This window comes from Pseudoalteromonas phenolica (genome assembly GCF_005886345.1).
GTDB lineage: Bacteria > Pseudomonadota > Gammaproteobacteria > Enterobacterales > Alteromonadaceae > Pseudoalteromonas > Pseudoalteromonas phenolica_A.
Genome location: NZ_PNEC01000007.1, coordinates 30,743 through 51,995 on the forward strand (window position 1 = coordinate 30,743; position 21,253 = coordinate 51,995).

At 39.2% G+C, this 21,253-nt stretch carries 21 protein-coding genes; 8 read left to right on the forward strand and 13 right to left on the reverse strand.

Translation table 11 applies throughout. The features are described 5' to 3' along the window. Positions 1 to 72 precede the first annotated feature (72 nt). From CWB72_RS03580 to CWB72_RS03600, 5 genes are all read left to right on the forward strand, one after another. On the forward strand, positions 73 to 1,803 hold the full coding sequence (locus tag CWB72_RS03580; RefSeq protein WP_212747873.1) for a vWA domain-containing protein: 1,731 nt from the start codon (positions 73 to 75) through the stop codon (positions 1,801 to 1,803). 21 nt (positions 1,804 to 1,824) lie between these two features. Further along, positions 1,825 to 2,460, forward strand: coding sequence for a sigma-70 family RNA polymerase sigma factor (locus CWB72_RS03585; protein WP_138629306.1), 636 nt, complete (start codon positions 1,825 to 1,827; stop codon positions 2,458 to 2,460). After that, entirely contained in the window at positions 2,457 to 3,218 is a 762-nt protein-coding gene (locus CWB72_RS03590) for a hypothetical protein (protein ID WP_138629308.1), read from the forward strand. The genes CWB72_RS03585 and CWB72_RS03590 overlap by 4 nt, the downstream gene beginning before the upstream one ends. A gap of 19 nt (positions 3,219 to 3,237) precedes the next feature. Further along, positions 3,238 to 3,669, forward strand: coding sequence for a GNAT family N-acetyltransferase (locus tag CWB72_RS03595; RefSeq protein WP_138629310.1), 432 nt, complete (start codon positions 3,238 to 3,240; stop codon positions 3,667 to 3,669). Positions 3,670 to 3,739: 70 nt separating this feature from the next. After that, a complete protein-coding gene (locus tag CWB72_RS03600; RefSeq protein ID WP_138629312.1) occupies positions 3,740 to 4,360 on the forward strand; it encodes a DsbA family protein in 621 nt (206 codons plus the stop codon). A gap of 40 nt (positions 4,361 to 4,400) precedes the next feature. On the opposite strand, the gene CWB72_RS03605 is transcribed toward CWB72_RS03600, so the two are convergent. After that, positions 4,401 to 4,826, reverse strand: coding sequence for a hypothetical protein (locus CWB72_RS03605; protein ID WP_138629314.1), 426 nt, complete (start codon positions 4,824 to 4,826; stop codon positions 4,401 to 4,403). A 524-nt stretch (positions 4,827 to 5,350) separates the two neighbouring features. Between CWB72_RS03605 and CWB72_RS03610 the strand changes: the two genes are divergently transcribed. Then, positions 5,351 to 5,698: a DsbA family protein gene (locus tag CWB72_RS03610; RefSeq protein WP_252371490.1), complete on the forward strand. Its 348-nt coding sequence runs from the start codon at positions 5,351 to 5,353 to the stop codon at positions 5,696 to 5,698. Between the two features lie 1,054 nt (positions 5,699 to 6,752). Continuing rightward, the gene (locus tag CWB72_RS20505; RefSeq protein WP_171037213.1) at positions 6,753 to 6,914 is read left to right on the forward strand and encodes a hypothetical protein; all 162 of its coding nucleotides are present in this window, start codon (positions 6,753 to 6,755) and stop codon (positions 6,912 to 6,914) included. 349 nt (positions 6,915 to 7,263) lie between these two features. On the opposite strand, the gene CWB72_RS03615 is transcribed toward CWB72_RS20505, so the two are convergent. The 3 genes from CWB72_RS03615 to CWB72_RS03625 form a co-directional block, all read right to left on the reverse strand. Continuing rightward, positions 7,264 to 8,211, reverse strand: a complete 948-nt coding sequence (locus CWB72_RS03615; RefSeq protein ID WP_138629316.1) for an IS30 family transposase — start codon at positions 8,209 to 8,211, stop codon at positions 7,264 to 7,266. A 134-nt stretch (positions 8,212 to 8,345) separates the two neighbouring features. After that, on the reverse strand, positions 8,346 to 9,458 hold the full coding sequence (locus tag CWB72_RS03620) for an esterase-like activity of phytase family protein (protein WP_138629318.1): 1,113 nt from the start codon (positions 9,456 to 9,458) through the stop codon (positions 8,346 to 8,348). Between the two features lie 132 nt (positions 9,459 to 9,590). Continuing rightward, complete coding sequence (locus CWB72_RS03625) at positions 9,591 to 11,555, reverse strand: winged helix-turn-helix domain-containing protein (RefSeq protein ID WP_138629320.1); 1,965 nt, start codon at positions 11,553 to 11,555, stop codon at positions 9,591 to 9,593. A gap of 116 nt (positions 11,556 to 11,671) precedes the next feature. Between CWB72_RS03625 and CWB72_RS03630 the strand changes: the two genes are divergently transcribed. After that, positions 11,672 to 13,042, forward strand: a complete 1,371-nt coding sequence (locus tag CWB72_RS03630) for an FG-GAP-like repeat-containing protein (protein WP_171037214.1) — start codon at positions 11,672 to 11,674, stop codon at positions 13,040 to 13,042. A gap of 127 nt (positions 13,043 to 13,169) precedes the next feature. Here the strand turns inward: CWB72_RS03630 and CWB72_RS03635 are convergent, their stop codons facing one another. From CWB72_RS03635 to CWB72_RS03680, 9 genes are all read right to left on the reverse strand, one after another. Then, the gene (locus CWB72_RS03635) at positions 13,170 to 14,549 is read right to left on the reverse strand and encodes a flavodoxin domain-containing protein (RefSeq protein WP_138629324.1); all 1,380 of its coding nucleotides are present in this window, start codon (positions 14,547 to 14,549) and stop codon (positions 13,170 to 13,172) included. Between the two features lies 1 nt (position 14,550). Beyond that, positions 14,551 to 15,375: a DUF4198 domain-containing protein gene (locus tag CWB72_RS03640; RefSeq protein WP_138629326.1), complete on the reverse strand. Its 825-nt coding sequence runs from the start codon at positions 15,373 to 15,375 to the stop codon at positions 14,551 to 14,553. A 10-nt stretch (positions 15,376 to 15,385) separates the two neighbouring features. Next, the gene (locus tag CWB72_RS03645; RefSeq protein ID WP_138629328.1) at positions 15,386 to 15,898 is read right to left on the reverse strand and encodes a DUF2271 domain-containing protein; all 513 of its coding nucleotides are present in this window, start codon (positions 15,896 to 15,898) and stop codon (positions 15,386 to 15,388) included. Between the two features lie 9 nt (positions 15,899 to 15,907). Then, positions 15,908 to 16,504: a PepSY-associated TM helix domain-containing protein gene (locus CWB72_RS03650; protein ID WP_138629330.1), complete on the reverse strand. Its 597-nt coding sequence runs from the start codon at positions 16,502 to 16,504 to the stop codon at positions 15,908 to 15,910. 295 nt (positions 16,505 to 16,799) lie between these two features. Then, positions 16,800 to 17,684: an aspartyl protease family protein gene (locus CWB72_RS03655; RefSeq protein WP_138629332.1), complete on the reverse strand. Its 885-nt coding sequence runs from the start codon at positions 17,682 to 17,684 to the stop codon at positions 16,800 to 16,802. 58 nt (positions 17,685 to 17,742) lie between these two features. Beyond that, positions 17,743 to 19,062 carry a sensor histidine kinase gene (locus tag CWB72_RS03660; RefSeq protein ID WP_252371491.1) on the reverse strand — a complete coding sequence of 440 codons (1,320 nt, stop codon included), beginning with the start codon at positions 19,060 to 19,062 and terminating at the stop codon, positions 17,743 to 17,745. A gap of 68 nt (positions 19,063 to 19,130) precedes the next feature. Further along, the gene (locus tag CWB72_RS03665) at positions 19,131 to 19,826 is read right to left on the reverse strand and encodes a response regulator transcription factor (RefSeq protein WP_138629336.1); all 696 of its coding nucleotides are present in this window, start codon (positions 19,824 to 19,826) and stop codon (positions 19,131 to 19,133) included. Between the two features lie 194 nt (positions 19,827 to 20,020). After that, positions 20,021 to 20,374, reverse strand: a complete 354-nt coding sequence (locus CWB72_RS03670; protein WP_138629337.1) for a hypothetical protein — start codon at positions 20,372 to 20,374, stop codon at positions 20,021 to 20,023. A 445-nt stretch (positions 20,375 to 20,819) separates the two neighbouring features. After that, positions 20,820 to 21,194 (reverse strand): hypothetical protein, encoded by a 375-nt coding sequence (locus tag CWB72_RS03680; RefSeq protein WP_138629339.1) that lies wholly within the window; start codon positions 21,192 to 21,194, stop codon positions 20,820 to 20,822. Positions 21,195 to 21,253 lie beyond the last annotated feature (59 nt).

Genomic DNA, 21,253 nt, shown 5'->3' on the forward strand with positions numbered 1-21,253 from the left:
TAAAAATATTTCACCCCCTAATTCATAGTCGTCCGTTTATAGCAGTAAACCTTCTATAAAAAGAGACAGAATATGAAAACCAACAAAACCTTAATTGCATTAACCCTTGGCGCTTTGTTTAGCTCTTTGCTTATGACTGGCTGCTCGAACCAAGACTGCAAGAGTGAACAAACGGCGCAAAAAAACCAAGAACAATCTCAACAAGAGCGTAGAACAGCTCAAGAAGCCGTAGAAAATATTACGGTGACGGGGAGTCAGATCACAGAGGCGCAAGCCGATGACCTTACAAATGCTAGAGCCGTTGAATATATGCAGCTTAGTCAACCACAAGCATTGATTGCAGCGCCTGAAATGCGCAAAAGAATTGCGCCGCCAGCCCCTGAGTTTTTTGCTCATCCTGAGGAGCGTGATAATTACCTACCGAGCGAGAGCAATGGGGTATTTCAAGCCGCAACAACGCCTTTATCGACCTTTTCGGTGGATGTAGACACGGGCAGCTACGCCAATATTCGCAGTTATTTAAGTATGGGGCAAATGCCACCGACCGATGCAGTGCGCGAAGAAGCCTTTATTAATTACTTTGATTACAACTACAACGTGCCAGAAGACAAATCGCAGCCGTTTGCGACTTTTACAGAGTTGGCCCCAGCACCTTGGAATGATGAACGCCATATTTTGCGTATCGGCCTGCAAGGTTATGACTTACCGGCAAGTGAAAGAAAACCATCGAATCTGGTGTTTTTAGTCGACGTGTCGGGGTCGATGCACGACAAAAATAAACTGCCTTTATTGGTACAAAGCCTAACCATGATGGTAAAGCAGTTATCAGCCCGCGATACCGTGAGTTTAGTTACGTACGCAGGTAATGTGCAGGTGGTGTTAAGTCCTACTAAGGGTAAAGAAAAGCAAACCATCATAAATGCCTTAAAAGAACTCAAAGCAGGGGGCGGCACCTATGGTGAAAGTGGTATCAAAATGGCTTATCAAGAAGCGAAAAAAGCTTTTATTAAGGGTGGTGTGAACCGGGTCATTTTGGCCACTGATGGAGACTTTAATGTTGGTACCACAAGTATCGATGCGTTAAAAGATTTAATCGCAGAGCAGCGTAAACAAGGCATTTCATTAACCACACTGGGCTTTGGGCGAGGCAATTATAACGATGCCATGATGGAGCAATTAGCCAACATAGGTGATGGTAATCACGCTTATATTGATACCCTACATGAAGCACAAAAAGTCTTGTTAAGACAAATGAGTGGCACACTGCAGAGTATCGCCAACGACGTAAAAATTCAGCTCGAGTTTAATCCCGCTGAGGTTAAAGAATATCGTCTGATCGGTTATCAAAACCGTTTATTAAAAGACGAAGACTTTAATAACGATAAAGTCGATGCCGGTGAAATTGGGGTAGGTCATACGGTGACTGCATTGTACGAAGTGACTTTAGCAGGTAATAAAGGGCAAGTGGATGAGCTGCGTTACCAGCAAAAGAAAATGGTCAGTACCAGTGATGAATTACTTCATGTGAAAATTCGTTATAAATTACCGGGCGACACTGAGAGTAAACTGATCAGCCAAGTGGTCAATAAACAGCAGGTGTTACCAGACTTTAATAGCGCAAGCTCCGACTTTAAATTTGCAACCTCAGTGGCAGCATTTGCTCAAAAGCTTAAACAAAGCCAGTACCTTGGTGACATGAACTATCAAGATATTGCCAGTATTGCGCGGGCAAATAGAGGGGATGATCCGTTTAACTATCGCGGTGAATTTGTTAACTTGGTCGAATTGGCCAGTGCACTTTAATACATAGAAACTTTAATATTTATGACTCAAATCGCGCAATTACAATCAGACACGGACGAAGCGCTGATGCTCAGCTATGGCAAAGGCTGCCAAGCCGCCTTTGCCGAGTTATACGGCCGACATAAAGGACCAATGTATCGTTATGTGTGTCGTCAATTAGGTGCAAAGCATCAGGCTAAAGCTCAAGAGCTATTTCAAGAAATTTGGCTCAGAGTCATCGATAATCGGGCCAGTTATACGGTTGCGGCTAAGTTCAGCACTTGGCTTTACCGCATCGCCCATAATTTGTTGATTGATGAACACAGAAAACACACCGCGCGCGGTGAGCATCTAGTATTGGTTGATGAGGCGCTTAATAGTAACGATAGTGAGTCACCTGCTGTGCTAAGTTCAAGCCAAGACAATCACGAAAGCGAGATACATAATGACTTCTTGCAACGGGCGATTAAGCACTGTGTAGAATTACTGGTACCACAGCAAAGAGACGCATTTTTGTTGCGCCATGAAGCCGGATTTAGCGCAAGCCAAGTATGCGAAATTGTTGAGGCAAAACCCGAAACCGTGAAAACACGATTACGCTATGCTATGTCACAGCTAAGAGATTGTTTGCATCGCAAAGTAGACGCATCAGAAACAGGAGGCGCACGACAAGCATGAATAAGCAATTTAGTGATGACGAAATCATCAAGCTTTATCAGCAAAATAACGATGCAATGCCGCCCAAACATATAGATGACGTTATTTTAGCGCGTGCTGCAGATACCGTTAATGGTGAAAATAATACTTTTGATAAAAAAGAATACGATAACAGAGTTTTAGAGAGTAAATTACGATCGCAAAAAGCGACGAAAACCTCAAGCAGGTGGTGGCAATATTCAGGGCTCGCAGCCGCAATCGTCGCCGTTGCCGTGTTAGCGCCTTGGCAGTATTACCAAGATCCTATGTTAGTTTCAGTTGAATCAGTTGAAGTGCCAGCGATTTCAAAAGCGAAGCAAGCACAAGAAAGTGCCCCACAAATTGAGCGTGTAGAAATGCTAGCTGAAGACGTGCAAATGGAACGAATAGAAGTCACAGGCGCGAGAATTGAACGCGCAGCACCAGAGCAAAAAGCGCGAGTTGTTCAGCCTGTCTCACCAGTTATGTATGGCACTAATTTGTCTGAGCCAAATACCGAGCTGAATGCCAAGCCAAACGGCAAGTTTAAAGATATTTTAGCAAAGCTAGAAAACAAAGATGAAGCAGGCGCCCAAAGCGCATTAATTAAGTTACTTAAAGAAAAACCAGAATATCATGATGATATTCCAGAGCCATTAGAAGAATTATATCAAGCACTTGTAAAAAGTGGCAAAATTGAACGACCAGAAACGTCGTCAAAATCAGACGATAAATCGAAAGATAAGAACAAAAGTACTTAGCTTTAATAGAAGAGCAAATATGTACGAAATTAAACAAGGTCAACTCAGTGATATTCTGGTTATAGAAACCAATATCCCTGAGTTTGGCGCGCCAAAAACCTTAGAAATCATAAAGCAAAGGCTAGCAGATAAAACCTATTTACTGCTGGTGGCTTATCACAATGAGCAACCTGTGGGATATAAATTGGGTTATGCGCTATGTGACACGGTTTTTTATAGCTGGTTAGGTGCAGTGATGCCTGAGCATCGAGGGCAAGGTCTCGCACAAAGAATGCTTAATGAACAAGAAGCTTGGTTGCAAGCACAAAATTATCAAGCGGTGCAGGTTAAAACCATGAACCGCTTTCGAGCCATGCTCGCCATGTTAGTGAAAAACCACTATCACATCATTGATATTGAGCCGGGTGATACGTCACTCGACAATAAGATGCGCTTTGCAAAAGTGTTTTAATCTTTATCGACTCGAACACTGTCTTCTAAGTTAAAAATCTAGATAAAAAGCTAAAAGGAAAGTAAAAACAATGCGGTTTATTTATGTGGTCGACCCCATGTGCGCTTGGTGTTATGGCTTTGCGCCTGAGCTTGCGGCATTTTTAAAGCAGCACCCAGAGATTAAAGTTGACTGGATCATGGGTGGGCTCGCGCCTGACAATGACCAACCAATGGATGAAAGCCTTCGTACTGCAATTGCCGGCTACTGGCAGCAAATAGAGCAACGCACGCAAGTGAGTTTTAATCACGATTATTGGCAGCTAAATACCCCATATCGCTCTACCTACCCAGCCTGTCGCGCCGTGATAGCAGCAGAAACCTTAATCCCCAACAGTGCAGAGCTTATGGTTAAAGCGATTCAATCTGCGTATTACCAAAAAGCACAAAACCCGTCTTTGCAACAAACGCTTGTTGAATGTGCGCTAAGCATAGGTTTGGATGGTACTGAGTTTGAAAAAGTGTTGTTATCGGCTGAAACTGAAAGTCAATTACAGCAGCATTTGGGCTTGGTGCAACAGCTTAGAGTGAGTGGTTTTCCGGCGTTATTTTACGTGAATGACAATGATGAAGCGTTTGCTTTGGCGTTGGGGTTTTGTGAGGTAGGGGATTTAATTCAGAGATTTGATAAGTGCAAAAACAACATTGCATAGCAAGGTTACTTTTGCACAATATGAAATAGGATGTTGCAGCTTAATTGAAAAATTCATTAAGTGTTTTTTCATCACGAGTAATAATGACTTCAAGGTTCTTACCTGATGAAAGATAATTAAAATAATAACCAGATTCTTGACTCCACGATTGCTCGGACATTATTTTTGTAAACTTCATACCCAGTAGAGTTTTATCTTGTGTTATGGCATCTACTTGGACTTTGCAAAGGGAGGTTTTACATTCAACTTGTGAAATAGTGACGTCCGTGTTTTCTTGTTGCATTACCGCAGAGTAGATATTTTCTTCAAACGTATATGCCCAATCAGCATCTATTTCTTCAGCATCAAACTTAGACTGAATATTATTAAGTATCTTGTCACCAATTAATCCTTTACTCTCAATTTTGTCTGCTAAAGCGAGTAAAAATGCTTCCTCGTCAGCCAGCTTATTTTCACTATTAGACATAGAAGGTGACGTTGCTTGCGGTTTTAACTGAATTTCTTTACCTTCAGATAGGCTTAAGTGTTCCTTTACTATAGATGAGGTTAATTCTTCAGTTTCTATGTTAGAAATAACACCCTCTTTTATTTCACTATTCGTTTTAATCTTAAATTCCTGCTTTGAATGTGTGTCACTTTCATTTGAAGTGAATAGATATACGCTTACACATTATAAAGCTATTACAGGAAAAATTACTTTTATATTCATGTATCACCTTAAAATGGAGCTGGCGCTCCATGACTCTAGTTACCTAAAAGAGCAAATTGATATCAAATAACCAAATCTCAAAATCAATAAGGTTAAAAGATATTTTCCTTTTCAGTTTTTGGAACTTGGAGTTTTCCAAACGAGGTTGAAGAATTCGTTCTAGTCTTCAAACCTTTGTTTAGAACGTTCCAAAATTCACGTTAACGTAAAAACATCTCGAGTACAACAATTTAGAAGTATTTCTAATCTTTTGGATTTAATAACTTCTATAGTTTTACATAGTGATAGCAGCAGAAGCCTCAAGCCCCAACAGTGCAGAGCTCATGGTTAAAGCCATTCAATCAGCCTATTATCAAAAAGCGCAAAACCCGTCTTTGCAACAAACGCTTGTTGAATGTGCGCTAAGTATAGGCTTGGATGGCGCTGAGTTTGAAAAGGTGTTGTTATCGGCTGAAACTGAAAGTCAGTTACAGCAACATTTGGGCTTAGTGCAACAGCTTAGAGTGAGTGGTTTTCCGGCGTTGTTTTATGTGAATGAAAACAATGAAGCCTTTGCTTTGGCGTTGGGGTTTTGTGAGGTCGGGGATTTAGAAGAGAGATTTGATAAGTGTAAAAAACACATTGCATAAGTTGAGTTTTTCGTGTGTAGGTCGTGCTTTAGCGCGACAGGTTTAAAACCTGTTTTCAATTTAACCTTTTGTCGCGTTGGCGACGACAACCAAGGGGAGGCTGCCGCCGGTCTCCCCTTGGAACCCCTCGGCGCCCTTCATCACACTAGTTCCTTCAAACAATAAATTGATATGAACGTAAACGCCATGAAGGTACATCCATGTACAAGCATGGCTTGGCTCGCATCCATGCGAGCACATTGCTCATCAATTCATTATTTTCAGGGGGTGATAAAAGGGAAGGGAAGTTGCCTGTTGGATTTGTGAATTGGTTTTAAGGTGCAATATCTGTCACCAAAAATTGTAGAATTTGCCTTCCTGTAGCAGCGACTTATCGTGCAAAATATACGTTGCGAAGCAAGGTTACTTTTGCGCAAGGTGAATTGAGCAATTCTAATTTTCGATAGGCTTTTAACCTTTCCATCCATGGACTAAATCAGCCTTGCAGCGCATCCATGCGCTGACATTACTCATCAATTACTTATTTTCAGGCGAGATAGAAGGGGAAAGGGAGTTGCCTATTTGACTTGAAACAAGGTTGCAAAATGCAAGACCTGGCCCTTTAAATCTTCACATTTATAGTACACATTACTCATCAATTCATTCTGCTCAGGGTGTGATAAAAGGGAAGCATCAGTTGTTTTTGTGACAAATCTCGCACAATAAAATACTTGTCTTTTTTGTGTAATCTTTAAATAACTGATAGCGAAACTAATCAGCGAAAGGCTAGGAATAGTAATTTAAGATAGAGCTTTTTTAATAAAAATTAAACTAATTCTTTTACTTACTTTGGCTTTTACATATTTATAAAGTTGCCGCTCCAATAAAGCTTCAAGGTTAGCTGTAAGTTATTGTTAAAATAAAGTAAGAGGTCTTCTCTGTGATATTAAATTTCTTTATTTTAATAAGTGGTTAGAAAGTCTTGACTTTTGAGTTTTTATTGGATAGCTTAAATCTGTTTCTTGGGAACAATAATATAAAAACAATTTTTAATAAACATCAAAAGGAAATTATAATGAAATTAAAATTAAACAAGAAAAATATAAAGCAGCTTAATAAAAACAAAATATCTGAAGAGTATACAAAAAATATTGTGGGTGGTATTCAAGATACATACTCAGGTGGTTTTATGGAAGGTCGTGGTAACAATGGTAAAAGTTGTGTAAGCCCTCACTAAAAGTTAATTTCCTTAAAATCAGCTATATTGCTGTTAATTGATACCGAAACAACAAGGTTATAAATATCTTGTTGTTTCATTCTTAAATTTATTTTTTCATAACATTTAACCTTTTCTGTTATAATATATTCGCAGTTTTCGGCTCAAGTAAACAGTATGATAAAGTGTTGAGCGCTCAATTATTATATTTCTCTCCTATTATAAAGTGCATAGCCCTTACCCGAAAATAATTTATATACTCATATGGTGTGTAAGTTCTTCGTTATTTCAAACGGCAGTTTAAATTACTCATTTCACCTTGCGCAAAAGTAACCCCGAATTCAACTTAGAAGTGTGACACACTGTAACATCAAGCGGCCAGGGCTAATTCTTTAAAAATAACTGCCGGCTGCTTGAACCCTAAACACTTTCTTGGACGGTTATTAATCCTTGATTGAACAAACTGAATATACTCATCCGTTACCTGTCTTAAGTCTGACCCTTTCTTCACATATTGCCTCAAAAGACCATTCGCGTTTTCATTTGCACCTCGTTCCCAAGAGCTATATGGATGGGCAAAATATATGTCAGTATCAAGTGCTGCTCCAATCTGCTCATGGCCCGCGAACTCTCTACCGTTGTCTGCCGTGATTGTGTGTACACAGCCTTTAAATGGCATAAGCATTTCTATTGTCGCCTTGGTTACTGCATCTGCTGATTTTGACGACACTTTCTTCGTCAAATAGAACCGACTTTTACGTTCTAAAATGGTCACGATAGCACCTGTACCATGCTTACCTAATACAGTGTCGATTTCCCAATCACCAAATCGTTCTCGGCTATCAACAATTAATGGGCGTTCATCAATAGATACCGCATTTTTTATCGTTGGCGCTTTATCTTTCAGACCTTTACGATACCGCTTATGTCTTTGTCTCAAGTGACGATAGAGCTTACCACCTTGTCGTTTATCCAGAGCTACATAACGATAAATCCACTCATGACTAACGCACGCTCCTACACTTGTAAGCACACTGGAAATTTGCTCAGGGCTCCAGTCGATACGAAGCAGCAAGCGTACAAATTCAATGCGCTCAGCCGGAATACGATATTTGCGAGCTGTTTTACGCCTATTAACAGAATGAATGTGAGCATTCTGAGGGCAATAACCCCCATGGGTTTGATTTCTTTTTAACTCACGATACACCTTTGCACGATGGCATTTTACTTTTTGGGCAATTTCAGAAATTGAAATTCCCAGTTCCAAAAGGGTAGAAATCTGGTATCTTCTTCCCTCGGTCAACTGCTGATAACTCATAGTAGTATTGCTTGTTTCTTTGGCGAGAAGAGGATACCACTTTCGGCAGCTGGCTTCCTCTTCTACACCTTTCTATGAGTGTCGCACTTATTATCTGAAATCAGGACCTTGCTTCTCAACGTGTATTTTGCACGTTAATCCGTAACCTCAAAAAGAAGCACCTGATTCAATTGCGGGCCGTGCACATTAAAATTATTATCCGCCACCATCAGCAAACTGCGATTGCCATTCGCTAAAGTCGGGCCAAACGTTAAACCCTCCAAGTTATCAATCTGCTTCGACCCTAACTTGTCGGTAATCGTTGCTAAATCTAACACTAAGGTTTTCTTCGCGGCTTGAAACGACTGGTTTTTTAAAGAGGAAAGGTTCGATGTATCAGTTGCATCTTGCGTATCGATCAAGTAAATACTCACGTTATTGCCACCGTCTTTTAACCCTGACGTATAAGAGCGTTCCATGGTTAAAAATTGATGTTCGCTGATTTGTAAGATCTCAACTAAACCTGTGGTGCGAAATGCATCGGGTTTAGCGCCTTTACGGTTTACCAGTGGTTCAACGTAATAGGCGAACTGTTTTTGCATTTGCTTGCTGGCAAAATCAAAGTGTGAAATACGCACCATGCTGCCGTGTTTTAAAGTGGCTTCTTCACCATCTTGTTTTAGCGCGCCTTCCATCGACACCCAAATACCTTTACCCGACATATCGATTGTTACGCCTTCAAACACCGCGTTATGACGTGGGCCGGTGTTTTTACCGATGTTAAACATGCTTGGTAGCGTAAAAGTAGTTTGAGTTTGGTCTATGTCACCTGTGAGTGATTGCATAAAAATAGCAGGCGGTTTGTTGTATTTCACACTGCCTTCACTGGTCCAGACGATGCTGTTTTGCTTAGAGGCAGGAATTAAACTTTCAGGGTCGACAACACGCTTGCTCGACTTATTGCCCATGAGTGGTAATGACTTTTCGAACGTAATATTGCTGATTTTCGTGTTTTTTATCTCAGTACCTTCGATACTGATTTTAGCCTGAAAATAGCGCGGTTTTTCATAATCATCAGCAATCATTAAGTACTTGCCGTTTACGAACTCAATGCTCGATAAACCACCAACTTTATCACCATCAACGCTTAGCTCTGCAGAGATAATGTATTCGTCGAGAAAGTTAAGTTTGATAGGGGTTTTGTGTGCAAAAGCATTTGTAGAAAGCGTTGCCGATAAGGCGAGAGTCGAAAATATTAAATTGCGCATTGTTTTACTGTGTAGAATAAAAATCTAAACGACGAATATACGTGGCTGACGCTCAGATTGCACTTTTTATTGTTTATAGCACTGACGGTTTTCAGTTAGTTGCCAGAAAAGAGCCGTGATTATAATAAGCACTTATAAAATTTCTATTTCATAAAGGTTTGAGTGACCATACGATTTTAGGTCATAGGCCACGGCTGAGCCTTTCACATCAGTGACGAACACATTCACTGGAACATCCGAGACAGTTTCTCGTTGCTTATTGTTGATATTGATACTGTAAACAACTTGCGAACTTTGCTGTCGCTCGCAGTAATAAAGCAGGTCACCATCGAGTTTTAAACAACTTGGTAAACGCCTAATACCTAGGTCGCTAAATTCTAATAAGGTAGCTTGTTTATTTTGATTTTTTAATATGAGCGAGCGGCTTATAAAGTCATAGTAAATTAATCCCCGTTCATTTCTTGTTGCCACATAACTCGCATCAAGCGCGATGGTTCTTAAGGTCTTGTCTTGAAATGAAAAACTCATTAAATCATATGACTGCGCATTTTTGTTACTCAGAAATATTTCGTCATCCAACTCGGACCAGCCAATTAAATTAGCTGTGTGGGGCATCTCTGTTTTTAATATGATTTTTGATTCAGATGAAGAAAAAACAACGAGATACTTTTTATGTTCAGAGAAGAGTGTAAAGGCAATGTGGTCGCTATTTTTAGAAGTGATGATTTTATCAATTAAATCAGCTTTGACAGAGGATAAACGTGTACTGCCAGAAGCTTGTGATTTCCAAAGCTCATAGCTACCAGTTCTATTTGACGCAAAATATAAATTGTTGGAATCAGTTGATAAAACACCATTTAGATTGAGGCTTGGGTGATTAATATCTAGATGAGGTTGCTCTTGAACCCAGATATCGACACGGCTGGTTTGCGCATTAATTAATAAGCTGTTGTTATTGCTGTGTATATCTTGAATGGTTTCTTCTGGTGTAAGAGCTTTTAGTAAATTGACACTATTATCAGCTAAATCATATAACCACACTCCATTCTCGTTTTTATGCTTACCAATAATGGCAAGTTGGTTTTGATTTATATGCGTTAACTCATAAAGCCTAGTGAGGGGAGTCTCAATAAAAGAGGCTTGATTATTCTGTAGTTCATAACGCACAAGGTTGATTTTATTATCTTTATCATTACCAATATAAATTAGCTCTGAGTTACTGATAAAAGTAGGACTTTTAGTCTCAGTACCTAACCCAGTATATTCAAACTCACTGTTCGGTGTATCTAGGTCTAAAATAGCGATAAGGCTTTCGCCTCTTTCAAAGAAGTTCAACGCTAAATATTTACCATCAGGGCTAATTGTGAAGTTATTAATGCGTTGCTCAAAGTTTCTTAAAACTTTCCAACCTTCATTCACGTACTCAATAAGCTCACATGCTTTTTGACACCGAATTGAAATAAGCTTTCCATTTAAAAGAGTAAGACCTCTGTAGTTACTGGCTTGCTCGGTTATTTTATTAATTTTATTTGTATTGAGATCTTTGACGAAAATATGATGGTTATTCCGCTCACCAGCAACAAAGGCAAGGGTTTTGTTTTGTGGGTCTTTAATCACTTGATATAAAGAATCATTGCGTGAATAAATTAGTTTTTCCGTTGTTTTAATCCCTGCAGGTGCAACTGCCCAGTAGCTTGCAGCCAAGACAGTGCCGACACATAAGATGATGAGAGAGATTAAAAGGAATGGTTTTCTATGAATTTTTTTAACAGTATTTTTTTCAACAAACTCAATGGAAGGTAAGAGAATATAACCTTTACGAGGGATCGTTTTTATATATTGAGGTTGTTTGGGATCATCACAAAATAATTTTCTTAGCTCAAAAATAGCTCTAGTGACAAGTTCGGGATCAACAATTTGATTCGGCCAAACATGCTCTAAAATTTCAGTTTTACTAAAAACTTTACCTGGTTCTTGTGCAAGCAAGCATAAAACACTCATTACTTTGGGTTCGAGCCTAAATTCACGATTAAATAATCTTACTGAACTAGTGGCTGGTTCAATTTGGTAGTCTTTAATCTTGAAATTATGATTCATAAGTTAATGAATATTATAAATATAGTAACTCAATATTAACTTTATAAACTCCTCATTGCAATCAAGCTTTGTTGTTTTCATTCTGTATGAAACTTTACTTTTTAAGATGGAAAAAAATGAAAACTAAATTGTCTTTAATCGGTCTTTGCGTATCTCTAAATTGTCTTGCTAATGAGGTGGACTTAACTGTGACAAATGGTGGCACAGTTAACTACTCAGATTCATCTTGTACTGAAAATTGTAAAATAGATACCTCGAGTAATGATGTCATTCTATTTCCAAGTGACTCTGACTCAGCACAGTTTATGAATTGGTCTGGGCAAGAGTGTGATTTTGGTCAAGGGATGAGTTTTGATGCATTATCAAACAGTATAAGTGGCGCAAATGGTGGAGCGAAAACATTACAAACTTTGGATATAAATAATGATGGCACACCTGACTTAATGGGCATTAGTTTATTTTCCGGAACCGTTATAGAGTCAGTTAATCTAGGAAATGGTGATTTTGAAACAAGAACTGTCATACAAGATTTAGTGTATCCTGCAGCACTTGATAGTTTTGATTGGAATGGTGATGGTTATGATGATTTATTTGTTAGTGACTTTGGTAAATCAAGTATTAAAGTTTATTTAAATGATGGTAATGGTGCTTTAACATTCTCAGAAAATTTGAAACTTCCTGGTATACGCCCTTATGCTTTTTCAGTTTATAAAATAGCTGAGTCGAAAGCGCCTCAGATTGTTATTTCAAGCTTTTCAGCGAATACCAGTGGTGATTTATTTCAATTAGTTAGTAGCATAAGTGAAGCTAAAACGGCAATTTACTCTCAAGATGGAACTGATTTTAAAGAAACAAAGTTACTTTCTAATCGGGCAAGTATAACTTTAGATAGTTATGTTGATAGTTCAGGGAAGCTAAGCATTGCTTCAGCTGAAATAGCACATGGTGAGGTGGTCATTTATTCAGAATTAAATGATTTTTCGCCTAAAGTAGTTGACGAAAGTGGTGCTCCATATGGTGTAGCAATTGCTGACATTGATAATGACGGGCTTCAAGATGTGGTTACCGCTAATTACCGACCTTTTAGCTTAAGAGTAGGTTTTTCAATAAATGAAAATAATATGGAACCTCTTAAAGAAATAGCCAAAGGTACTGACGGTTTTACTGCAACTGCTGTAGCCGACTTCGACCAAGATGGTTTAAAAGACCTTGCAACAGGCGAGTTTAATACAAATCGTTTTTTCTATCATGCTGCTCAATCATATTTGGGGTGTGGCTTCAAACAAGGAGCCAGTGCTGAGGTAACCGCTAATTTTGAGCAAGGAACAACTCAGCAATCTTCTTCAACTTCTTCAACACAATCATCAGGGCAGTCGCAAACAACAAAAACAGAAATACCAAAGAGTGAGAGCTCAGGTGGTGGTAGCTTACCGCTGTGGTTAGCTGCTTTAGTACCTTTAAGCTACCTAAGAAGGAAGTTCCAATAATCACTTAGCTGAAATGTTTCCCTTATTTATATAAGGCTAAGTTGGTTGAGCAAAAGGAAATATGTGAATATTTCCTTTTTTTATTTTTAACTCTCTTAGACGATAAATAAATAATTAGAACATGCACTTAATAAACATCACGCCTATATCGACCTTCTTCGCTAAGCTGTTCGAACGCTGATGAGCCTAATATTTGTATTAAAGTATCTTCTACACCTTTGGCCATACCTTGTAAGCTGCCGCAAATTAAGATAGCAGCACCTTCTGTTATCCATGTTTTTAGTTGTTCACTTTGTGCAAATAACGCATCTTGCACATAACCTGTATGGCTTTGTCCAACTTCTATGCGAGAATCTAAAGTTTGTCTGGAAAAAGCAAAGTCGAGTTGGGCCAAATGTTCTGTTTTTGACCAAGCAGTAAGTTGCTCATGCCAAGGCAAGTCGTTACTGGCACATCGTTCTCCGTAAATTAACCAATTTAGCTTTTGTTGCTTGATTTCACGGTGTTTTAAATGCGCACGAAGACCTGCAAGGCCACTGCCATTACCGATTAAAATAAGCTTATTGGCGTCATCAATGGGATGGAATTTAGGGTTTGAACGCACCGAGATATTATTGGCAGAGTTAATGGCGGTGTGATGACATAAGTGACCTGAACCTAATCCTAATTTACCGTCTGGGTGTTTTTGTTCTCTGACCAATAAAGTGAGTTGGTTTTCTTCAGGTACACTGGCAATACTGTACTCTCGCACTTTGTTATCAATATGAAGTTGTGCAATATCACCAGCTTGCCATTTTAACTCAGAAGGCACTTTTAGGTTTATTTCAAACAAAGGTGCGCCGGGGCTACCTACATTAACTTGTTGCCGACTAGTTAAAGTGAGTGCGTGAGTGTGTTTTTTTGAGTGGAGGTCAGGTTGAACTCGTACCCTATCTTCAAGTTTATTTCTTTTTAGTATGTTTTTATCTGACAGTTTTTCATACCAGCTTGAGATGGCTTCTGGAGCGAGCTTATCGACCAAAACAGGTTCAAAAATTTTCTGACTGTTAGCGTGACTTAGCGCATCGTTAACATCAATGCCAAATTGACAAAACTGTTTGTAGTCGCTGTCTCCCAAAGCAAGTATTGCATGTTTTAAATGCGCTAAATTAGGCTGTTGAGAGGTTAAATGGTCGATAAAATATCGACCATTATCAGGCGCTTCACCTTCACCATATGTGCTGACCACCAAAAGTAATGTATCGATATTGGTCAGTGGGTATCGAGCCAACTCATTTAAACTCAGGCAAATACAATGATTACTCTGAGCATTGAATTTAGCCTCAAGCTCATAACTCAGTTGCGCGGCAGAACCGCTTTCACTGGCATAAGCAATAATGGTGTTAGCCTTCGGCTTTTTAACTTTTTGCCAATAAGTTAAGAGTGGCTTGCGATAACACCAAAATGTAAAAGCAGAGTAGCCAGCTAAAATAAGGCTGGCTTGAACAGCGGGTGAAGCGAGTAACATATTAGTCTGGTAATACTTCTAACACAGCAATATAAGTCCCCTTACGCACAGTAGCAGGGGATTTGGCTTGGCTGTCTTCGTATTCTGCTTCTAAGAAGTAGCGACCTGCACCATTCCATTTTAGTGTCACTATGCCTTCATCATTACTTTTGGCTTTAATTTCTTCTTGTGCATCACGGAAACGAGTCCCTTCTTGAATTGCAGTAATTTCAGCGCCGACAGCAGGTTTACCATCAATTAAGAATTTGAACTGTGCTTCTTCACCAGCATAAAGTTCATTTGGGTGTGTAATGGCAACGAGCTCTAAACCTTTATTCGTTGGCTCTAGGGTTTTATTGGTTGGTGCGCCTAAGGTAACGAAAGTTTCCATACGACGAGCGTATTGGCTAATATTTAAATCATCGGCTTTTTTAGGTACGCGTTTTTCAAACTCAGCCATAGAGAAAGCTTCGCCACGACCTGGGTACCATTTTGGTTCGCCATTTTCTTTCCACTGCGCATACAAGCCACTTGTTTCCATGAAAATTTTATATGTGCCTTGCTGATTTAATGCTAGGTCAAATACATGACGGTATTTGCCTTTGTGCATGTTTTCAACTTGGGTTGCTGAACCATCAGGTTTATTTACTTTCACTCCAGTAAATCGACCTGCATTATAATTTGAAACGAAAATATCGTTTGAAACGGCGGCATCAAAACTTACCCAGCGGTTTTCACCTGATAGCTGTGTTTCTTGTGGCACAATCCAAGCTCGGTGTGCGTTAACGTTAAAGCAACTAGCAGCTAAACCTGCTAATAATAGCGACTTAAGAAAGTTTACTTTCATGGGGAGGGTCCTATGGGTTAATCGTGAATGAAATGGCGCCAAGCTCGGTTTTACCCGATTTGTTAAATGTCTGCATGTCTGCTTGCGGCCAGTTGAACGGAATATTAATGAGTTCTCTGCCACCGACTTCGCGAGCAGCTTCAACGCGTAGGCGATATTTTCCAGCAGGTAGATCTGTTAATTTGGCTTCTGCAAGAGAAAAGTTCAACTGGTGCGTACCAGGGCCTTGAGTCGCCCCGCTCATACCATCAACAGGTAAGTCAAGGTTACGCCCCGTTCTGCGCCACCATTGACGCATATCTTTTAGCCACTTTTCGCCTTCTTTATTGCGCATATCAACGTCGTACCAGACAGCTAAGTTGCTCACTACCTTGTTTTTACTGTTTTCAATCCAGACTGCAACGTAAGGTTTATGGTATTCAGCAACATCAAGTCTTGGAAGCTCGACCGAGATGTTTATATCACTCGCTAAAGTTGGCGCTGTAACAACAGCCAATAAGGCTGAGGCTATAACTTGTTTCATATTTATTCCTTAATGTGCACTGAGTATTAAAATTAGAACTGGAAAAATCGCACCAGCAACAACTAAAGGCCATGTGCTTGGACGTTGATTTGCATAGCGTACAAGCAGCCATAAACCGCTCAAAGAAAACACGATGCAAAGGATTGAAAAAAAGTCGATAAACCATCGCCAAGCGTCGCTGGTGTTGCGGCCTTTGTGTAAATCGTTTAAGTATGAGATTACGCCGCGGTTCGTGTTTTCATAGATGAGCAAACCGCTTTCAAGCTCAATGGTTAGCCAAGCATCTCCCCCGGGTTTTGGCATACCTAAATACACCTCATAGTCATCCCACTCAGCATCTGTTTTTGGTGTAGCAATATTGTGTTCGTTTATCAAAAATTGCCTAACAGCTTGGGGAAGTGGGCCGCTTTCTCGATTGTTCAGTGTCTGTTTAATGCCCTCACTGAGCTCGATTTCTAACGTGGTTATCACAGGTGTCGCTTTAATATCTGCTGCATGATTTAAGGTGATCCCCGTCACTGAAAATAACAACATACCGACAAGGCATAATGCAGATGTGATCCAGTGCCATTGTCTGACAGTGCCAAGCAAATTTGAAAGTTTCATTAAGGAGTGCAGCGAGCTTATAACAATTAAATCTAAGGCAATTATACATAATTAACAGTAAATAAGAAGGATTTTTATTTGCGTTTCTTTTTTGGGGAGGGTTGAATATTGTCTTACTTTTTATTTATGCAAGTTTAAAGTGGGATGATGATTCAATCGGCTGACTACTTTGACGTGAGCTAGGAGTTAAATAGTCTAATTGCCTAGACATACAGTTAACAAAGAGACCTGTATATTAACGCGGTCTCTTTTACGTTATTCATAAATTGAAGCAACACTTTATATGAGCATTGGCTTAAAAGTAGATCTTCTTAGCATGATAGTCTATGACTAATTTATTTTGCTTAAAGTTAGTCAGGCCCATCAGTAAAACAGGTTGTTCTTGATAACCCAAAGCCGAGAAAACTGGCATATCAGCTAGAAAGCTTTCTTCATTGACGACAGCGTGTCTGCCAATTTGAAAGTCTACTTTGGCAAGCTTATGTTTAGTGACGCCTTTATTATGTAACCCTTTTAATTTATCTTCTTCTAAAATTGCAACATTCAATAAGTCATGAAGCTTTGAGTTAACCACATTAGTGGGTGCGCCAGTATCGAGTATGGCATCTACTTTTTGGCCGTTGAACCAAGTATGAATTTTAATAAAGTTGTCTTCTATTCTGAAATCTACAGCCCTTAATTTATCTTTACTCGAGTGAGGGCATTGGCTGCTTATGAATGTTACCTGCTTATTTGTGAAGTCATAAATATTACAGTAACTAGATAAAAATCCATGACCCAAAATGCCAGGTACCAATTGAGAGTGCGTTTTTAATCCATCAAGATCTTGCACAATATATGTTAAGTCACTTATTTGGATATTGTTTAGTTGAGTGTTTTTTAATCTTGCTTGGGTGAGTGTCATTTTGCCTACAGCACCTTGCACTTCAATTTGGTCTATGCGCTCCTGTGATGGTGATAATTTGGTCAATAGACTATTTGGAATAACACCGATATTTGCTGCGGTATCAAGGATCATCGGATAACGTTCAACATCATTTAGTTGTGTCGACACGTAAATATGGCCTTTATCAGTGAGGTGCATTGGTACATTGGTACTGATAATCGCCTCTTTTTCTAATTTTTGATTGGCACAGCCTGTGATTACTAAGGTTGTTAAAATTGTCAATAATGCTTTCATAATTCACCTACTTTCTGTTGCGTTGAAGTGAATTTACAAGGTAATTGTCAAGCAATTATCAAGAGGAGCAAGATAGTGTTAATTTAAATTTTGTTCCTTGGTTTAGGTCGCTTTTTAACTCTAATGCAATGCCCATGAGTGAGGTTAGCTGCTTACAAATTGGCAGACCTAGACCAAGACTATTGTTATCTGTTCTTGAAGTTTGAACACGATAGAAGCGTTCAAAGATAGATCTTTGTTGTTCTAGGCTGATCCCTTTTCCATAATCTTGAATGACGATTTCTATGCCTGAACTAGCTCGGGTCAATGTGATCTGAATTTTTTTTCCATCAGCACCGTATTTAAACGCGTTATCTATCAGATTAATGAGGATTTGACGAAGCCTAAGCTCGTCCACATAGTGGAATATGTTCTCTTGAATTTCACTAATCAGCGTCACACCATCACGTTGTGCTTGCAGTGTATATCTTGTTTTCAATCTACCCATTAACTCAGAAAGATTAACCTCTTCGGGTTGCAGTTTGAGTTGATTTGACTCGGTAAGCGACAATAAACTTAAGTCATCAATCAGTTGGTTTATTGAAGTGAGCTCTTTGGATAATAAGGCTAATTGTTCTTTTGATATCGGAACAATGCCATCTTCCATAGCTTCAATGCGAGATTGCATCGCGTTTAGTGGAGTTCGAAGTTCATGGGACAGGTCCGAGTTCATCTGCTTATATTGTTGATGTAACCCCTGCAGCCAAGCTGCAAGGCGGTTAAAACTCGATAAAATATCTGACACTTCATCTTGGTTATTCACGTCAATGCGAGTATCTAGATGACCCTTCTCAATATTTTCAAAGTTGTTTTTAAGTTGAGAAAGAGGTTTTAAAAAATACCATGCACCGAACCATGACAAAATTGCCGCGATAATAGATAAGCCGAACAGATTTAGCATAAATTGGTCAGAGAGATTTTGCATCATCATTGATTCATGCTGTTTTCGAGCCAGTAACTGCTTGGGTAACCAAAACAATTTATACTTTTTAGCTTTGCGGTCTAATTTTAATTGGGTATGCGTAAATTGAAGAATCAGTAGCCTTTGTTTTGACTGTGATATCGTGAATTGATGCCCATTATTTACTGTAATATATTGAGCTTTATAGTCTTTAGCAGACTCAGGTAAAGTAGTCTGGTTATGTTCGTCTACAATAATAAATAGTTGTTTATCAAACAAAGTTGATAGCTGTTTTAATAACTTTGGTATGGGTAAGGCAGAATCAAGTTTATTTAGCGTTTCATCAACATCATCTTCATCAAGTAAGTCACTACTCATCATAACGGCACTTTGTTGATTAAACTCAGTGAATGCATTACTGGCTGAATGCACTGACATTAAGTAATAGCTGCCAAGCAGTAAAAAAGTGCAGCTTGCTACCAAAAGCGTAAATTTCGTTTTTAGTTTCACGCTGTTTTACTCGCTATAAATTGATAACCTTGGCCATAGTGAGTGGCAATAAATATTGGTGACTTTTTACTGTCAGCCAATTTTTTTCTTAAGTTAGCTAAATGGGTGTCTACTGTTCGATCAGTAATGTCGGTGGCACCTTGCCAAACTAAAGTAATGAGTTGTTCACGCGATACAATTTGCAGTGGTCTTTTGGCTAAACAGATCAACAGCGCATACTCTAAAGCCGTTAATTTTAAAGGCTTAGATGCCAGAGTAACCAGTTTATTATGCGGTGATATTTCAAGTTTGCCAAACTTTAAAGTATCAACAACCATATTAGGTTTTTGAGTGCGCTTTAATAAAGCCTGTACTCTTGATACAACTTCTCTGGGACTATAGGGTTTGCATACATAATCATCCGCGCCCAGCTCGAATCCCAGTAACCTTTCTGACTCGGTTATTTTAGCGGTTACCATAATGCTGGGAAGTTGTTTGGAAACGGCGAGTTGTAATAACTCCATCCCATCGCCTTTGGGCAGCATGATATCAAAAATCGCGAGGTCAAAGTTAAGATTAGCCAATGCACGTTTAGCATCAGCGGCATTATCAAAATGATTAACTTTGTATCCTTGACGTTCTAAATAAAGCGTAAGAATTTCAGCACTGCTTGCATCATCTTCTACATAAATGATTGACACTTTATTTTTCAATTTGCACTTATTCCATTATAACTACTGTGATTAACTCAAGCGCTGAGCTTTTATAACGCCAGACTAACATATTTATTTTGTTTGAGAACTAATAAAATAGCTATTTAAAACATTGCATTAAGTTTTTCTGTTACAGATATTGAAACGATGTGGTTTAGTTAGAAAGTAACGTTTTTGAATGAAAAATTATGGTATTATGATATGGAATTGAATACTTTTTTAGCTTTATATTTTATTGAGCGCCAGTGTGTTACTGGTTTGGAAGGCGCGGAGTCGATAAGGTGTTGAAAGTCTATGTCTGAAAAATTAATTTCTCCCTCATGGGCTAATATCACGGACTCAGGTTGCAATGACTCAATCGCTTGTAATGACCTTCGGTAGCAACGCGGATAGAACAGTGGATAAGGCGCAATAAACTTGCCTTTGACTTTTACAATTAAGTCAGCAATGTAAACTCTTTTTGCAGGTATGTGAAAAGCGGCAATGTCTCCGTCAGTGTGCCCCGGTGTGTGAATAATTTGCCAGTCATCAAACCCAGGTATGGTCATGCCGTCTGCAAGAAATTAGTCGCAACCCAAAAGTTTCACTGAGCGTATGGTGGGATCACATAGGCCAACAAGTAAGAGTTGTCGGACTAGCTGAATAGATATCAGAGCAAGCAGCAATACAGTTTTGGCAGACACGTTCGCGTTCAGCACAACTAACCACATTAAGCTGCGAACAAAGCCAGCCGCTATCGTCAGAGTCAGCATTAGTTGAGCAGTTTGATAAAACTCAACAAACATTTGAAGGTTAGGAAGTAACAAAACCTCAAAATTGGGGAGGGTATAGTATTCGACCTGTCTCAATTGAGTTTTTAGCATTCGCATAAAGCCGCTTACATCTTAGGACTCGTTTTACCAAAAAAAATGATGTTTGGACAAAAATGTTGCTGCAACCTTAAAGCAAAAAAAATGAATACCCTAGTCTAAACTAAGGTATTCAAATTACTGTTTAGAAAGTAAAGCGTACAGTTACACTGTGGTGACCATCTTCTTTTACTTTAACTAATACTTTTGCACCTTCAGGAATAACAATATTAGCTGACATTTTGTTGCCGCCAGCCGTGGTTAGTTCAGCATCTGACTTCTTACCTTTTGCAAGTACTATGATGTCACCTTTTACTTTTGCAGTTGGGTAAGGCTTTCCATGGTCACGAAGGTATAAGCTAGCACCTGACTCTTCACGAACAAGTTCAAAGACCATTTCGTGCTCAACTTTCACTACGCCACCATGAAGGGGCTTTGTATCACCATGTGCTGATGCATTTGGTGCGAAGAACAGTGCGCCAAGCGCTACGAAAACTAATGTAATAAATGTGTTTTTCATGTTTTATTTCTCTTTATGTTGATATTAAAAAGGTTGCTCCCTTCACAATATGCGCAAGG

What these genes read in the sequence shown, in the direction of transcription:
- CWB72_RS03680 (WP_138629339.1), bottom strand. Translation starts at nt 21,194, where the DNA reads ATGAAAAACACATTTATTACATTAGTTTTCGTAGCGCTTGGCGCACTG.
- CWB72_RS03595 (WP_138629310.1), top strand. Translation starts at nt 3,238, where the DNA reads ATGTACGAAATTAAACAAGGTCAACTCAGTGATATTCTGGTTATAGAA.
- CWB72_RS03645 (WP_138629328.1), bottom strand. Translation starts at nt 15,898, where the DNA reads ATGAAACAAGTTATAGCCTCAGCCTTATTGGCTGTTGTTACAGCGCCA.
- CWB72_RS03650 (WP_138629330.1), bottom strand. Translation starts at nt 16,504, where the DNA reads ATGAAACTTTCAAATTTGCTTGGCACTGTCAGACAATGGCACTGGATC.
- CWB72_RS03600 (WP_138629312.1), top strand. Translation starts at nt 3,740, where the DNA reads ATGCGGTTTATTTATGTGGTCGACCCCATGTGCGCTTGGTGTTATGGC.
- CWB72_RS03580 (WP_212747873.1), top strand. Translation starts at nt 73, where the DNA reads ATGAAAACCAACAAAACCTTAATTGCATTAACCCTTGGCGCTTTGTTT.
- CWB72_RS03620 (WP_138629318.1), bottom strand. Translation starts at nt 9,458, where the DNA reads ATGCGCAATTTAATATTTTCGACTCTCGCCTTATCGGCAACGCTTTCT.
- CWB72_RS03630 (WP_171037214.1), top strand. Translation starts at nt 11,672, where the DNA reads ATGAAAACTAAATTGTCTTTAATCGGTCTTTGCGTATCTCTAAATTGT.
- CWB72_RS20505 (WP_171037213.1), top strand. Translation starts at nt 6,753, where the DNA reads ATGAAATTAAAATTAAACAAGAAAAATATAAAGCAGCTTAATAAAAAC.
- CWB72_RS03615 (WP_138629316.1), bottom strand. Translation starts at nt 8,211, where the DNA reads ATGAGTTATCAGCAGTTGACCGAGGGAAGAAGATACCAGATTTCTACC.
- CWB72_RS03605 (WP_138629314.1), bottom strand. Translation starts at nt 4,826, where the DNA reads ATGTCTAATAGTGAAAATAAGCTGGCTGACGAGGAAGCATTTTTACTC.
- CWB72_RS03625 (WP_138629320.1), bottom strand. Translation starts at nt 11,555, where the DNA reads ATGAATCATAATTTCAAGATTAAAGACTACCAAATTGAACCAGCCACT.
- CWB72_RS03655 (WP_138629332.1), bottom strand. Translation starts at nt 17,684, where the DNA reads ATGAAAGCATTATTGACAATTTTAACAACCTTAGTAATCACAGGCTGT.
- CWB72_RS03660 (WP_252371491.1), bottom strand. Translation starts at nt 19,062, where the DNA reads ATGTCAGTGCATTCAGCCAGTAATGCATTCACTGAGTTTAATCAACAA.
- CWB72_RS03590 (WP_138629308.1), top strand. Translation starts at nt 2,457, where the DNA reads ATGAATAAGCAATTTAGTGATGACGAAATCATCAAGCTTTATCAGCAA.
- CWB72_RS03670 (WP_138629337.1), bottom strand. Translation starts at nt 20,374, where the DNA reads ATGACCATACCTGGGTTTGATGACTGGCAAATTATTCACACACCGGGG.
- CWB72_RS03585 (WP_138629306.1), top strand. Translation starts at nt 1,825, where the DNA reads ATGACTCAAATCGCGCAATTACAATCAGACACGGACGAAGCGCTGATG.
- CWB72_RS03635 (WP_138629324.1), bottom strand. Translation starts at nt 14,549, where the DNA reads ATGTTACTCGCTTCACCCGCTGTTCAAGCCAGCCTTATTTTAGCTGGC.
- CWB72_RS03640 (WP_138629326.1), bottom strand. Translation starts at nt 15,375, where the DNA reads ATGAAAGTAAACTTTCTTAAGTCGCTATTATTAGCAGGTTTAGCTGCT.